This window comes from Sulfurivermis fontis, assembly GCF_004001245.1.
Taxonomy (GTDB): domain Bacteria; phylum Pseudomonadota; class Gammaproteobacteria; order Thiohalomonadales; family Thiohalomonadaceae; genus Sulfurivermis; species Sulfurivermis fontis.
This window is the reverse complement of the sequence record NZ_AP018724.1, coordinates 2,491,190-2,504,759: the sequence shown is the minus strand read 5'-3', so window position 1 is coordinate 2,504,759 and position 13,570 is coordinate 2,491,190. Positions and strand designations below refer to the sequence as shown.

The 13,570-nt window shown below is 65.9% G+C and carries 10 protein-coding genes; 2 read left to right on the top strand and 8 right to left on the bottom strand.

The window, feature by feature from the left end:
* Positions 1-199 precede the first annotated feature (199 nt).
* On the top strand, positions 200-1,714 hold the full coding sequence (ppx, locus tag EP379_RS12595; RefSeq protein ID WP_197722788.1) for an exopolyphosphatase: 1,515 nt from the start codon (positions 200-202) through the stop codon (positions 1,712-1,714).
* Positions 1,715-1,720: 6 nt separating this feature from the next.
* On the opposite strand, the gene EP379_RS12590 is transcribed toward ppx, so the two are convergent.
* The 5 genes from EP379_RS12590 to EP379_RS12570 form a co-directional block, all read right to left on the bottom strand.
* Entirely contained in the window at positions 1,721-2,011 is a 291-nt protein-coding gene (locus EP379_RS12590; RefSeq protein ID WP_197722787.1) for a DUF3175 domain-containing protein, read from the bottom strand.
* A gap of 62 nt (positions 2,012-2,073) precedes the next feature.
* On the bottom strand, positions 2,074-4,143 hold the full coding sequence (gene ppk1 / locus EP379_RS12585; RefSeq protein WP_127478139.1) for a polyphosphate kinase 1: 2,070 nt from the start codon (positions 4,141-4,143) through the stop codon (positions 2,074-2,076).
* Positions 4,144-4,261: 118 nt separating this feature from the next.
* Positions 4,262-6,148: a putative bifunctional diguanylate cyclase/phosphodiesterase gene (locus tag EP379_RS12580; RefSeq protein WP_127478138.1), complete on the bottom strand. Its 1,887-nt coding sequence runs from the start codon at positions 6,146-6,148 to the stop codon at positions 4,262-4,264.
* A gap of 92 nt (positions 6,149-6,240) precedes the next feature.
* Complete coding sequence (locus tag EP379_RS12575; protein WP_172600481.1) at positions 6,241-7,032, bottom strand: CsgG/HfaB family protein; 792 nt, start codon at positions 7,030-7,032, stop codon at positions 6,241-6,243.
* Between the two features lie 146 nt (positions 7,033-7,178).
* Positions 7,179-7,847 (bottom strand): CsgG/HfaB family protein, encoded by a 669-nt coding sequence (locus tag EP379_RS12570; RefSeq protein WP_127478136.1) that lies wholly within the window; start codon positions 7,845-7,847, stop codon positions 7,179-7,181.
* 105 nt (positions 7,848-7,952) lie between these two features.
* Between EP379_RS12570 and hrpA the strand changes: the two genes are divergently transcribed.
* Positions 7,953-11,855, top strand: coding sequence for an ATP-dependent RNA helicase HrpA (gene hrpA, locus EP379_RS12565; protein ID WP_269471026.1), 3,903 nt, complete (start codon positions 7,953-7,955; stop codon positions 11,853-11,855).
* A 15-nt stretch (positions 11,856-11,870) separates the two neighbouring features.
* Here the strand turns inward: hrpA and EP379_RS12560 are convergent, their stop codons facing one another.
* The 3 genes from EP379_RS12560 to EP379_RS12550 form a co-directional block, all read right to left on the bottom strand.
* Positions 11,871-12,293: a DUF1810 domain-containing protein gene (locus EP379_RS12560; RefSeq protein ID WP_127478134.1), complete on the bottom strand. Its 423-nt coding sequence runs from the start codon at positions 12,291-12,293 to the stop codon at positions 11,871-11,873.
* A gap of 16 nt (positions 12,294-12,309) precedes the next feature.
* Positions 12,310-12,978: a cytochrome b/b6 domain-containing protein gene (locus EP379_RS12555; RefSeq protein WP_127478133.1), complete on the bottom strand. Its 669-nt coding sequence runs from the start codon at positions 12,976-12,978 to the stop codon at positions 12,310-12,312.
* A 63-nt stretch (positions 12,979-13,041) separates the two neighbouring features.
* Positions 13,042-13,494, bottom strand: a complete 453-nt coding sequence (locus tag EP379_RS12550; RefSeq protein ID WP_127478132.1) for a c-type cytochrome — start codon at positions 13,492-13,494, stop codon at positions 13,042-13,044.
* Positions 13,495-13,570: the final 76 nt, after the last annotated feature.

The window sequence follows — 13,570 nt, the reverse complement described above, 5'->3', positions numbered from 1 at the left end:
ACCCATTTCTACGGAAGCTCTGAACTTATTCAGAGTTTCCCTACGAGTAAACTTCGATCCTCGCGCCCCTGCGCCGAGTCTTGGTGTGCCAGCCGCTATTTCTGCCGTGGATGCTGGCTTTGTGGCGGGATAATCCGCCAACGCCGTCGCGCATGGATTATCATAAGCGGCCTCGATGAAAACGACCCCGCCAGCAGCCATGAGCGAGCAAAGCACAGCGGAGGGCCCGGCCAGCACCATTGCGGCGGTGGACCTCGGTTCCAACAGTTTCCACATGGTGGTGGCTCGTCCCGTCAACGGCCATCTCAGCATCCTCGATCGCCTGCGCGAATCGGTGCGCCTCGCCGCCGGCCTGGGGGCCGACGGTGAGCTGGATACCGCGGCGCAACAGCGCGCCATCGCCTGCCTGGAGCGCTTCGGCCAACGCCTGCGCGACATGCCGCCGGGCAGCGTGCGCGCCGTCGGCACCAACACCCTGCGCAAGGCGCGCAACAGCGACGCCTTTCTCGAGGCCGCCGCCGCCGCCCTCGGCCATCCCATCGAGGTGATCTCCGGCCTGGAAGAGGCGCGCGTCATTTATCTCGGCGTCTCCCACTCCCTGCCCGCCAGTCCGGGACAGCGTCTGGTGATGGACATCGGCGGTGGCAGTACCGAACTCATCATCGGCGAGGGTTTCGAGCCCATCTACATGGAAAGCCTGTACATGGGTTGTGTCAGCCTGAGTCAGGAACACTTCGCCGACGGTAGCATCAGCGCCAAGGCCATGCGCCGCGCCGAGATCGCCGCCGGCCAGGAGTTGCAGTCCATCGAGCAGGACTACCGCCGCCTCGGCTGGGTCAGTGCGGTGGGCTCCTCCGGCACCATCCGCGCCGTAGGTGACGTGGTGCAGGCCATGGGTTGGAGCGATGTCGGCATCACCCTGCCGGCCTTGCAGCGCCTGCGCGAGGCGATGATCGCGGCCGGACACGTGGAGCGATTGGGCAGTCTGCAAGGACTGCCGCCGGAACGCGCTGCGGTATTCCCCGGCGGCGTGGCGATCCTCATCGCCACCTTTGCCGCTCTCGGCATCGAGCGCATGCAGGTGTCCGACGGTGCCCTGCGCGAAGGCCTGCTCTATGACCTGATGGGCCGCATCCGGCACGAAGATGTGCGCAGCCGTACCATCAGCTCGCTCAGCGATCGCTATCACGTCGACAAGGCGCAGGCGCGCCGCGTGCATGACACGGCCAGCTACGCCCTGCATCAGGTGATGCATGCCTGGAAGCTGGAGGAGGAGTGCGCCGCCAACCTGCTGGAGTGGGCAGCATGGTTGCACGAGATCGGCCTTGCCGTGGCGCACAGCGGCTATCACAAGCATGGCGCCTACCTGCTCGAGTTTTCCGACATGCCCGGCTTCTCGCGTCAGGAACAAAAGGCCCTCGCCGCCCTGGTGCGCAGCCACCGCCGCAAGTTCTCGCCCGCCGTCTTTCGCCTGTTGCCCGAGGCGCAGCGCGAGCGCCTGATGCGCCTCGCCGTGTTGTTGCGCCTCGCCGTGCTGCTGCACCGCAGCCGCGCCGACGTCCTGCTGCCGCCGTTCCATCTCGATGTCGATGGAAAATCCATCACCCTGCGCTTTCCCGCCGGCTGGCTCGAGCTGCATCCCCTGACCCAGGCCGACCTGGCGCAGGAGGCGGAGATGCTGAAGGAAGGGAAGTTCAAACTGATGTTTGAATGAGCTGCTTCAACGGCGGTCCTTGCCATAGATAACTCGCAACTCTTCCTTGGCCCGCTCCAGAATGGCGCGTCGCTCCGCCGGCAGGTTCTTCCCGGCACGGTTGATATAGAAGTTGAGCATGGCCATGGCGGAGCGGAACGGCGTGGTCTTGCGCCGGGTGCTGGCCTCGGCCGAGCGTTGCAGGGACAGGGCGATCTGGCGCGGGTCGTGCAGCGTGAACACGCCGGCTTCGAGGTCGAGGGTGTTGCTGGTGTTTGTTATCTGCTGCGACCAGCGCTTGGCGGCGGCCTTGGTCATCGGCGTGCTCCGCATGGTTTGGCGGATGCGCAGTGCTTCCACCGTTCGGCCGCCTCCCCGTGCTACTGGTTGGCCAGCTCCTGCAACAGGCGCAACTGGGCGCAGCGGGATTCTTCGCCTTTGGCCGGGGTGAGGCGGCGGTAGCTGCCGTCGGCGGCCAGTTCCCAGGACTGGGTGTTGTCTTCCAGGTAGTAACTCACTTCGCGCAGCACGCGCTTGCGCAGCTCCTTGTTGTCCACCGGGAAGCAGGTCTCCACGCGCTGCAGCAGGTTGCGGTCCATCCAGTCGGCACTGGAGAGGAACAGTTCCTCCTTGCCGTCGTTGTGGAAGTAGAAGACGCGGGTGTGTTCGAGGAAGCGGCCGACGATGGAGCGTACGCGGATGTTGTCCGACACGCCGGGTACGCCGGGACGCAGACAGCAGATGCCGCGCACGATGAGGTCGATCTGCACGCCGGCCTGGGAGGCGGTATACAGCGCCTGGATTACCTGCCGTTCCACCAGCGCATTCATCTTGGCGATGATGCGTGCCGACTTGCCGGCGCGGGCGTTGGCGGCCTCGCGCTCGATGCGTTCCAGCAGACCCTTGTGCAGGGTGAACGGTGCCTGCAACAGCTTGCGCTGCTTGCCGAAGCGGCCCAGGCTGGTGAGCTGCAGGAACAGCTGGTGCACGTCCTCGCCCAGCTCCGGATCGCAGGTGAGCAGGCCGTAGTCGGTGTAGATGCGTGCGGTGCGCACGTGGTAGTTGCCGGTGCCGAGATGGACGTAGTGGCGCAGATGGCCGTTTTCGCGCCGCACCACCAGCAGCATCTTGGCGTGGGTCTTGTAGCCGACCACACCGTACACCACGTGGGCGCCGGCCTCCTGCAGGCGGTTGGCCAGGGCGATATTGGCCTCCTCGTCGAAGCGGGCGCGCAGTTCCACCACCACGGTGACTTCCTTGCCGCGCCGTGCGGCGTCCACCAGCGCGTCCACCACCAGCGACTGCGGGCCGGTGCGGTACAGGGTCTGCTTGATGGCCAGCACGTGCGGATCGGCGGCGGCCTGGCGCAGCAGGTCGAGCACCGGGACGAAGGATTCGAACGGGTGGTGCAGCAGCACGTCGCCCTGGTTCAGCACCTGGAAGATGCTGCTGCCGGCACCGAGGCGCGCCGGCAGGGTGGAAGTGAACGGTGCGTATTTCATCTCCGGCCGATCCACCATGTCGGGCAGCGCCATCAGGCGGTTGAGGTTGACCGGGCCGTTGACGGCGTACAGGTCGGCGTCCTTCAGGCCGAAGTGGCTGAGCAGGAAGTTGGCCAGTTCGGGCGGGCAGTTGTCCGCCACCTCCATGCGCACCGCATCGCCGTAACGGCGTGACGGCAGCTCACCTTCCATTGCCCGCAGCAGATCATCAACCTCTTCCTCGTCGACGAACAGGTCGGAATTGCGCGTGATGCGGAATTGGTAGCAGCCGGTGACCTTCATGCCGGGGAACAGATCGTCGACATGGGCGTGGATCACCGAGGACAGGAACACGTAGTCGTGCGGTCCGCTGCCGGCACTTTCCGGCAGCTGGATCAGACGCGGCAGGGCGCGCGGCGCCTGCACCACCGCCATGCCGCTGGAGCGGCCGAAGGCGTCCTTGCCCTTGAGCGAGACGATGAAATTCAGGCTCTTGTTGAGGATGCGCGGGAAGGGATGGGCCGGATCGAGGCCGAGCGGAGAGAGCACCGGCAGCAGTTCGTGTTCGAAGTAGTCCTTGACCCAGGCCACCTGCCGTTCGTTCCAGTCGCTGCGGCGCACGAAGCGGATGCTGTTCTGTTCCAGCGCCGGGATCAGCACATCATTGAGCACACGATACTGCTCGGCCACCAGCTCGTGGGCGCGCAGGCTGATCTGATTCAGCACTTCCTGCGGCGTCATGCCGTCCGGCCCGGTGGGGATGATGCGCGAGGCCTCGCGCTGCTTCAGTCCGGAGACGCGGATCTCGAAGAACTCGTCCAGGTTGCTGCTGGAGATGCACAGGAAGCGCAGCCGCTCCAGCAGCGGCACGCTTTCATCCTTGGCCTGCTCCAGCACACGGCGATTGAATTCCAGCAGCGAAAGTTCGCGGTTGATGTAAAACTCGGGTTGGGAAAGGTCGATGCTCATAGGTTTCCATGCCGGACGGCATGTCGCGGGCGCCGGGGGCGCAGCAGCGATACCGTCGCCGAGAGTCCAAATGTTGCCATTACACTAACAGAATGTGACCGGATGGTGACAGGGTGGTTCAAAAATCACGCGTGCCCGGCAGGGGGCTGCCGGCCGGCAGCAGCGCCTCCAGGTCGGTGGCCGCCAGGGGACGGTGGAACAGGTAGCCCTGGGCCTGCCGGCAGTGGTGGCTGATGAGAACCGCACGCTGTGCCTCGGTCTCCACCCCCTCGGCGATCAGCGTCAGGCCCAGTTCGTCGCACAGGCCGACGGTGGCACGCAGGATGGCGCGGCTCACCGGGTCCTGCACCACGTCGGTGATGAAGGCACGGTCCAGCTTGAGGCTGTCCACCGGCAGGCGGCGCAGGTAGTTGAAAGAGGAGTAGCCGTTGCCGAAGTCATCCAGGGCGATGTGGAACCCCGCGGTGCGCAGTTCATGCAGGCGACTGGCAGCGGCATCGATGTCGCCGAGGAATACCTGCTCGGTGATCTCCAGTTCGAGCAGGGCGGGATCAAAGCCGCCGGATTCGACGCCGTCATGCAGCAGCTGCCAGAATTCGCGGTCGGTGAATTGGCGCGGTGAGACGTTGACGGCGATGGGCACGGCACAACCGAGCAGGCGCCAGCGGCCGAGATCGGCCAGTACATGTTCCAGCATCTGCTTGCCCAGTTCGGTGATCTGCCCGGTCTCTTCGGCCACGGGGATGAACTGGCCCGGCGGCACCAGGCCATGGATGGGATGCTGCCAGCGCGCCAACGCCTCCAGCGCCACGATGCGCCCGCTCCGCAGATCGACCTTGGGTTGGTAGTAGGGCAGGAACTCGCCTTCCTGCAAGGCGCGATGCAGGTCACTTTCGATGCTGATGAAGTGGCTGGCCTCGCGGCTGTAGTCGGCGTGGTAAACGGCGATCTTGTCCTGCCCCTGGCGCTTGGCGCGGTACATGGCGGCATCGGCGTTGCGAATCAGGGTTACGCTGTCGCCGCCGTCTTCCGGATAGCAGGCCACACCGACGGTGCCGCTGATGCGCAGTTCGCTGCTGTCGATGATCAGCGGGCGTTCGATCTCGCCGAGCATGCGGCGGGCGAATTCCACCACCTCGGTCCGCGAGCCGTTCTGCGGCAGGACGATGACGAACTCATCGCCGCCGAAGCGGCACAGCAGGGTATCCGGCGGGCAGGTGGTCTGCAGGCGCTGGGCGATGCGCTGCAACAGCTGATCGCCGAAGCTGTGGCCGAGACTGTCGTTGACGTTTTTGAAGCGGCTGAGGTCGAGAAACAGCACGGCAAAGGGCTGTGGCTGTTGTGTCCGGCGGGCCAGCTCCTGTTCCAGCAGGCGGCGGTTGGGCAGGTCGGTGAGCGGATCGTAGTGGGCCATGCGCTCGATGTGTGCCTGATCCGCCTTGCGCTGGGTGATGTCCACATTGGTGGAGCGCACGCCGATCTGGCGGCTGGTCTCGTCGTAGACCGGCGCACAGATATGGGTGAACCAGCGGGTTTCTCCGTCCTTGGTGATGAGGCGTACATCGAAGCTCTCCGGATCGCCGCGGTCGTTGATGTGGTGGATGTGGCAACGCCAGCGCTCGCGATCGTCCGGATGGATCAGCGAGTCCATCAGGTTGGGATGGTCGAGAAAGTTCTGCTGGCTGTAGCCGGTAAAGCTCAGGCAGGAGGGGGAGACGTATTCATACTGGCCGTCGATGCGGCGCAGATAGGTGAACTCCTGGGCAATGTCGACGATGGCGCGAAATTCCAGGGTCTTCTGGCGCAGGCGCTGACGCAGCACGGTCACGCGGCCGAGCAGCAGGCCGACGATCAGGGTGACGGCAGTCGGTACAATGACGAAGCGAAGATGAAACTCCTTGTAGATGAAGGCAATCTGCACCAGCACGGCACAGAAAAGTACCAAACCTACCAGCAGCAGACTGCGGGCATAGACCAGCCAGTCTGGCCGGTGTCGAACCTCCATGCTCTCTCCCTCCGATTATTTTGCAATTACCCGCGTCTTGGTGCGCGCTACGGGGCAGCATATACCGCTGTGGGGGGATGGGCAAACCGGGATCAGGGGGCGGCAGGTTCGCGGTAGTACTCGGGCGGAGTTTTTTCCACCAGCGCGGCGACGGCCGCGTCCACCATGTCACCGAGGGCCTTTTCCACCGGCGTGTTCTCGAACACGCTGAGCAGGCCGGGCAGGCGCAGATAGCCGTGGTTGGCGGAAAACACCCCGGCCCAGGCGGCGCCGAACTTGCGCGCCTTGCCCTCCACGGCGATGGCGGCGACGATGCGGCCGGTGGCGACATCGATGACGTGCAGATCGAGGGTGGCGGCGGCGGTGCGTACTTCCAGGTCCACCACTCCCCAGTTGCGGTGATCATTGCCCAGCGGGATCGGAATGGGGAAGGCGATGCCGCCGCTCTCGCCGGCATCGAAGCCGGTGAGGGCGCCGACCAGCAGCAGGTCCACGCCTTCGAGTTGGTCCAGCGGCAGGGGCGTGGTGTCGCCGGCTCGGCGCGAGGTGGCGAATTCCTGCTCCGTCATCACGTCCTTGAGGTGCTCGCGCTCCAGCACGATGTAGCGGCCGGACTGGAACACGGCGGTAGTGAGCAGGTCGCGGATGCCGCCGAGGAACTCGTCGGCGGACAGTTGCTGATCGTTACCCAGCAGCAGACCGAGTTGGGCGGGCAGGGAATTCTTGCCGCTGGTCTTGTCGACGATGCGCCCCACGGCGATGCGTGCCTTGGGGCCGTCGTAGGCCTCCGCCTGTACCTCGGCGATGCCGAGGCCGCCGCCGCGGGTGACGTCGGCGGTGGAACTGCACCCGGCGAGCAGCACGGCACACAGTAAAACGCACAAGCGGATGCAAGGGCTCATGGGAGATAGCGGTCCGCAAATGAACGCGCATGGACGCATATTGCACCGGCAGCCGTCATGAGCCTGCCAGTCGGCCCGGATTGGCTATTTGCGTTGATTGGCGTTCATCCGCGGATTCAGTCTTTCGTCTACAGCTTGGTGGCGACGATGTGATTGACCGCCGCCTCGATGCACTGGCGCATGGCCTTTTCCATGGGCGACTTGGCCCAGGCGCCGAGGCCCACGGGCAGCGGGCTGGTGGTGAAAATCAGGCCGACACCGGCGCTGCCGGAGGTGCCTTCCACGGTGGTGGCATTGACCACGCGGCCGGTGGCGGCGTCGACGATACGGATGTTGATGGCGACGCAGGCCTCCTTGGCGCCGATGAGCAGCAGCGAGCCGCCGCGACAGTTGGGTTCGAATTCGGTGACAGAACCGTAGATCAGCAGCTCGGCGCCTTCCAGCTCACCCTTGGGCGCCACGGTTTCCTGCTTGAAGCGGCCGGTGTCGCCCAGGTTCTGCTCCTGCATTACCTCCTCCAACCGTTCGCGCTCCAGCACGATGAAGGCGTTGGAGTTGAACAGGGCGTCGGTGAGCATCTGCGACAGGCCGTGGCCGACGTCGCCGTAGCCACCCTTGGCCGCCTTGTATTCGAAGGCCTTCACCGCCACGCGCTTCTTTACCCCCATGGCCGGTTCGGCGCGGGCCTGGCTGATGGTGGGGCCGTTGCTGCTGCTGACCACCTGGGCGGAGCTGCATCCGACGAGCAGGGCGGCGGCGAGGGACAGGAGGAAAAAGGTATGCAGGCGGGTGAACATGACAGGCTCCTTGGCAGGTGATGCAAGCGGGATACAACTATATATAGCGCCATCGCTGGCGGCCAGTGGTTACAATAGCCCGCCTGCCCGTCACCGACTGTCGCCGTGTCCACATCTTTCGAACAACTCCATTCCGCCATCAGTAAGTGCATGCTCACTGACCGTGCCGAGCTGTTGCGCCGTCTGCACGGCCTGCGCCGCCGCGCGCGCGAGGGCAAGCCGTATGACCGCGGCTTGGCCGAGCTGGAAGCGGCCGTGCAGATTGCGTGCGCCCGTGCGCAGCAGCGCGCCGACCAGCGGCCAGCCATCAGCTATCCGGAGGAACTGCCGGTCAGCGCCCGGCGTGCCGACATCGCGGCGGCCATCGCCGCGCATCAGGTGGTGGTGATCGCAGGCGAGACCGGCTCCGGCAAGACCACCCAGCTGCCCAAGATCTGCCTGGAACTGGGCCGCGGCGTGACCGGCCTCATCGGCCACACCCAGCCGCGGCGCATCGCCGCCCGTTCGGTGGCGACGCGCATCGCCGAGGAGCTGAAGACGCCGCTGGGGCAGGCGGTGGGCTACAAGGTGCGCTTCACCGACCGCACCTCGCCGCAGAGCTATATCAAGCTGATGACCGACGGCATCCTGCTCGCCGAGGTGCAGGGCGACCGCGACCTGCTGGCCTACGACACGATCATCATCGACGAGGCCCACGAGCGCAGCCTCAACATCGATTTCCTGCTCGGCTACCTGAAACAGCTGTTGCCGCGCCGCCCCGACCTGAAACTGATCATCACCTCGGCCACCATCAACACCGAGCGTTTCGCCGATTTCTTCGGCGGTGCGCCGGTACTGGAGGTATCGGGGCGCACCTATCCGGTGGAGGTGCGCTATCGCCCGGTGGTGGCGGAGGACGGTACGCCCGACGCGGACGAGGACAGCCGCGACCGCGACCTGCCGCAGGCGATCACTGAGGCCATCGACGAGGTGGGCGCCATCAATCCGTTGGGTGACGTGCTGGTATTCCTGCCCGGCGAGCGCGAGATCCGCGAGATGGCCGAGGTGCTGCGTAAACATCGTTTGCCGCACACCGAGGTGGTGCCGCTGTTCGGCCGCCTGTCCGCCGCCGAGCAGGACAAGGTGTTCCAGCCCCACGGCGGGCGGCGCATCGTGCTCGCCACCAACGTGGCGGAAACCTCGCTCACCGTGCCCGGCATCCGCTATGTCATCGATTCCGGCCTGGCGCGCATCAGCCGCTACAGCCCGCGCACCAAGGTGCAGCGCCTGCCCATCGAGCCGGTGTCGCAGGCCGCGGCCAACCAGCGCGCCGGCCGCTGCGGTCGCGTCGCCGCCGGCGTGTGCATCCGCCTGTACAGCGAAGAGGACTTCCGCGGCCGCCCGCTCTACACCGACCCGGAGATCCGGCGCACCAATCTGGCGGCGGTGATCCTGCAGATGGGCGCGCTGGGCCTGGGTGACGTGGAGGACTTTCCTTTCCCCGACCCGCCGGACAGCCGCGCCATCGGCGACGGCTTCCAGTTGCTGCACGAACTGGGTGCCATGGACAGCCGGCGCCGCCTCACCGACCTCGGCCGCCAGCTGGCGCGCCTGCCGCTCGACCCGCGCCTCGGCCGCATGCTGCTGGCCGCCGAGCGCGAGGGCAGCCTGCACGAGGTGATGATCATCGCCAGCGCGCTCACCGTGCAGGACCCGCGCGAGCGTCCGCTGGAGGCGCAGCAGCAGGCCGATCAGAAACACGCCCGCTTCAGCGATCCGGAGCAGAAGTCGGATTTCCTCGCCTGGCTCAAGCTGTGGGACTACTACCATGAAAAGGCGCGCCACCTGTCGCAGAGCAAGCTGCGCGCGTTATGCCGCGCCGAGTTCCTGTCCTACGTGCGCCTGCGCGAGTGGCACGACATCCACGGCCAGCTCATGGCGCTGGTGAATGAACTCAAACTGCGCATCAACGAACAGCCGGCTGACTACGGCGCCATCCACCGCGCCCTGCTCAGCGGCCTGCTCGGCAACGTGGCGCTCAAGGGCGAGGACAAGCAGTTTCTCGGCGCGCGCAACATCAAGCTCAACGTCTTCCCCGGTTCCTCCCAGTTCAAGAAGCCGCCGAAGTGGATTATGGCTGCGGAACTGGTGGAAACGACGAAACTCTACGCGCGCGGCGTGGCGGCCATCGAACCGGAGTGGCTGGAGCCGCTGGCCCGCCACCTGGTCAAGCGCAACTATTTCGAACCGCACTGGGAGAAGAAGAGCGCGCAGGTGTCCGCCTACGAGCGCGTAACGCTGTACGGCCTGCCCATCGTCGAGAAGCGCCGCGTCAATTACGGCCCCATCGATCCGAAGCTCGCGCGCGAGCTGTTCATACGCCATGCGCTGGTGGAAGGGGATTTCCAGACCCGGGCGCCGTTCTTTGTCCACAACCGTCAGCTGGTGGCGGAGGTGGAGGAACTGGAGGCCAAGGCGCGCAAGCGCGACATCCTGGTGGACGAACAGGTGCTGTTCGACTTCTACGATGCGCGCCTGCCGGCGGGCATCTACAGCGGCAAGAGTTTTGAAAAGTGGCGCGCGGAGGCCGAGCGCGAAAATCCACAATTGCTGTTCCTCACCCGCGAGGCGCTGATGCAGCACGCGGCCGGTGCGGTGACGGAAAACCAGTTCCCCGACGTGCTGCGCTGCGGCGACCTCGCCGTGAAGCTGGATTACCACTTCGAGCCGGGCCATCCGGCCGACGGCGTCACGGCGATCATCCCGCTCGCCGCGCTGACGCAGGTGAACACCCAGCCCTTCGACTGGCTGGTGCCGGGCCTGCTCAAGGACAAGCTGATTGCGCTGATCAAGACGCTGCCCAAATCGCTGCGCCGTAACTTCGTTCCGGCAGTGAATTTCGCCGAAGCGTTGCTGGGGGTGTTGCGGCCGGGTGAGGGCCTGTTGCTGGAGGCGGTGGCGCAGCAACTGAAACGCATGAGCGGCATCGAGATCCCGCCCGAGTCCTGGCAGGAGCAGGAACTGCCGCCGCACCTGCGCATGAACTACCGCGTGGTGGACGAGCGCGGCAAGGTGCTGGGCGAGGGGCGTGACCTGGCCGTGCTGCAAGGCGAGCTGTCCGGCAAGGTGCGCCATACGCTGACCCAGGCGGTGCCGCAGAAAGCGGAAACCACGCTGGAGCGCGACGGCCTCAGCGACTGGGACTTCGATGCCCTGCCCGCCAGCATCGAGGTCAAGCGCCACGGCCTGACCCTGCGCGCGTGGCCGGCGCTGGTGGACCAGGGCGAGAGTGTAGCCATCCGCCTGTTCGAGTCGGAGGCGGCGGCGCAGGCCGCGCAGCGCGATGGCCTGCTGCGCCTGTTCCTGCTGCGCGCCCGCGAGAAGGTGAAATACCTGCGCAGGAACCTGCCCGGTATCACCGCGATGTGTCTGCACTATGCGGCCATCGCCGGCTGCGAGGAACTGAAGGACGAGTTGGTGAGTGCCATCTGTCGCAAAGCCTTTCTCGGCAGCGCGCCGTGGCCGCGCACGCGCGAGGAATTCAACCGGCGTTTGCAGGAAGGCGAGGCGTGCCTGCTGGAGACCGGGCAGCGTCTGTGTGCGGCTTTGGGTGAAGCGCTGGTGGCCTTCCATGCGGTGAACAAGAAGCTGAAAGGCGTTATCGCCCCGGCCCTGCTGCCGGAGATGAACGACATCCAGGCGCATCTGCAGCAACTGCTGCCGCGCCACTTCGTGCGCGACACGCCGTATGACTGGCTGCTGCAATATCCGCGCTATCTCAAGGCGGTGCAGGCACGCCTCGACAAGTGCGGCCGCCATCCGGGGCGCGAGCGGGAAAACCGCCTGGCGCTGGACAAGCTGTGGCAGCCGCTGGCGGCGCGCATGGCGCAGGGGCCGCTCACCCCGGCGCAGGAGGAGTTCCGCTGGCTGTTGGAGGAATTGCGCGTGTCGCTCTATGCGCAGGAACTGAAGACCGTGCAGCCGGTGTCGGTGGTGCGGCTGGAAAAGTTGTGGCAGGAGCGGCGCTGAACGCGCGCTCCGTTCCTACGGCTGCCTGTCGAGCAGCCGCAGAGTTGCCGCGTCACGTTCACCGCCGTAGTACTTGTCCAGCGCACGGGTGAACAGATCGTCGTCACTGACCGCAGCGAACAGCGTCAGCGATGAGTGCAGCTTGAGCACGTCGGGATAGCCGAAGATTTCCTCCGCCGTGCGGCCTTGCAGTTCCAGCAGCACAGCCACGCATTCCCGCAGCCGTTGCCCCAGCAACGGGTGGGCCAGGTAGGCGCGCGCCGCGTCCAGGCTGTGGATGGCGTAATAGCGCGCCGTCTCACTGCGGCCAAGGCCGGCGTACTGCGGAAAGATGAACCACATCCAGTGGCTGCGCTTTTCTCCCCGCCGCAGTTCCGTCAGTACCTGGGGGTAGACGGCCTCCTGGGCGGCGATGAAGCGATCCAGGTGTTGCGGCATGGCCGTCAGCGGAGCTTTACCAGGCCCAGGCGTTGATGCCCAACCAGACGGCAAGCGCCGCCAGGACGAGACACAGCGCGGCGAGCCACAGCGGACGCAGCACCGCGGCCGCACCGGGGGGCACATGATCCGGGTGCTTGCGGCCGGTGATCATGGCGCGCACCAGATTCTCGCCGTGGGCGAGGCGGTGGAAGACCAGGGCGGCGAGGTGCAGCGCCACCAGGCCGAGCAGGACGTAGTAGCCCAGGCGATGGATGCTGGACAGCACGTCGGCGCTAGCCGACGACACCAGGAAGTTGAGCGGACCGGAGACGAGGATGTCGTCGCTGGTGAACAGGCCGGCGCCGGCCTGGACGCCGAGCACGGTGAGCATGGCCAGCACCGACCAGCCGCCGGCGGGGTTGTGGCCCAGGCTGGGGGCGCGGGCGCCGTCGCGCAGATAGCGCAGCACCGTGAACGGTCCCTTGACGAAGTCGCCGAAGCGGGCGGTGGAGCTGCCGACGATGCCCCACGCAAGGCGGAACAGCAGCAGGGTGAGCACGGCGTAGCCGTTCCACTTGTGCCAGGTCATATTCACATCGCCGAACTTGTAGCTGAACCAGGCGCCGGCCACCAGCAGCACCAGCAGCCAGTGGAACAGGCGGGTGGGCAGGTCCCATACCGGGATATCGCAGGTTTGCTTCATGACACCGCTTCGTAGCTTGGTACACCTCCCCCACGACCGTGAGGGAGGCCGGGAGGGGGCGGTTTACTTCTTGCGGAAGTCGTCGTGGCAGGCCTTGCAGGTGCTGCCCAGCTTCTTGAACGCCGCGACCATTTCCTGCTGATCGCCCATCTGCGTGGCATCCACCAGCGCCGTGGCGGCGGCGAAGGAGTTGCGGCCGGCCTCGCGGAACTTGTCCGGCTGGCTCCAGATTTCCGCGCGCGCCTTGGTCTTGCCCTTGTCGGAACCGGCGGGGTAGGCGTTGCCCATGTGCTTGAAGGCCTCGACGATGGCCTCGGCGTGGTAGGCGGCCTGATCCTTGGCTTCGTGGTTGAGGAACAGTATCGCCTTGAGGGAGTCCATGTGACCGCTGATGGTCTTGTAGGTGCCCTGGCGGTGCACGATGTAGGGATTGGTTTCGTCGGCCGCGGCCGGCAGGGTGAAGGTGCTGGCAAGTGCGCCGGCAAAGGCGCATCCGATCATAGTGAGGCGCTTCATGAGTGCGAGTCTCCTTGCATTGGTATTGTTGAACGTACCGGGGACCAGGCCCGACGCTCAGTAGAGTAGCAGGGTA

Coding starts and splice junctions, on each gene's coding strand:
- EP379_RS12555 (WP_127478133.1), bottom strand. CDS start 12,978: ATGAAGCAAACCTGCGATATCCCGGTATGGGACCTGCCCACCCGCCTG.
- EP379_RS12560 (WP_127478134.1), bottom strand. CDS start 12,293: ATGCCGCAACACCTGGATCGCTTCATCGCCGCCCAGGAGGCCGTCTAC.
- ppk1 (WP_127478139.1), bottom strand. CDS start 4,143: ATGAGCATCGACCTTTCCCAACCCGAGTTTTACATCAACCGCGAACTT.
- ppx (WP_197722788.1), top strand. CDS start 200: ATGAGCGAGCAAAGCACAGCGGAGGGCCCGGCCAGCACCATTGCGGCG.
- EP379_RS12580 (WP_127478138.1), bottom strand. CDS start 6,148: ATGGAGGTTCGACACCGGCCAGACTGGCTGGTCTATGCCCGCAGTCTG.
- EP379_RS12550 (WP_127478132.1), bottom strand. CDS start 13,494: ATGAAGCGCCTCACTATGATCGGATGCGCCTTTGCCGGCGCACTTGCC.
- EP379_RS12590 (WP_197722787.1), bottom strand. CDS start 2,011: ATGACCAAGGCCGCCGCCAAGCGCTGGTCGCAGCAGATAACAAACACC.
- EP379_RS12570 (WP_127478136.1), bottom strand. CDS start 7,847: ATGTTCACCCGCCTGCATACCTTTTTCCTCCTGTCCCTCGCCGCCGCC.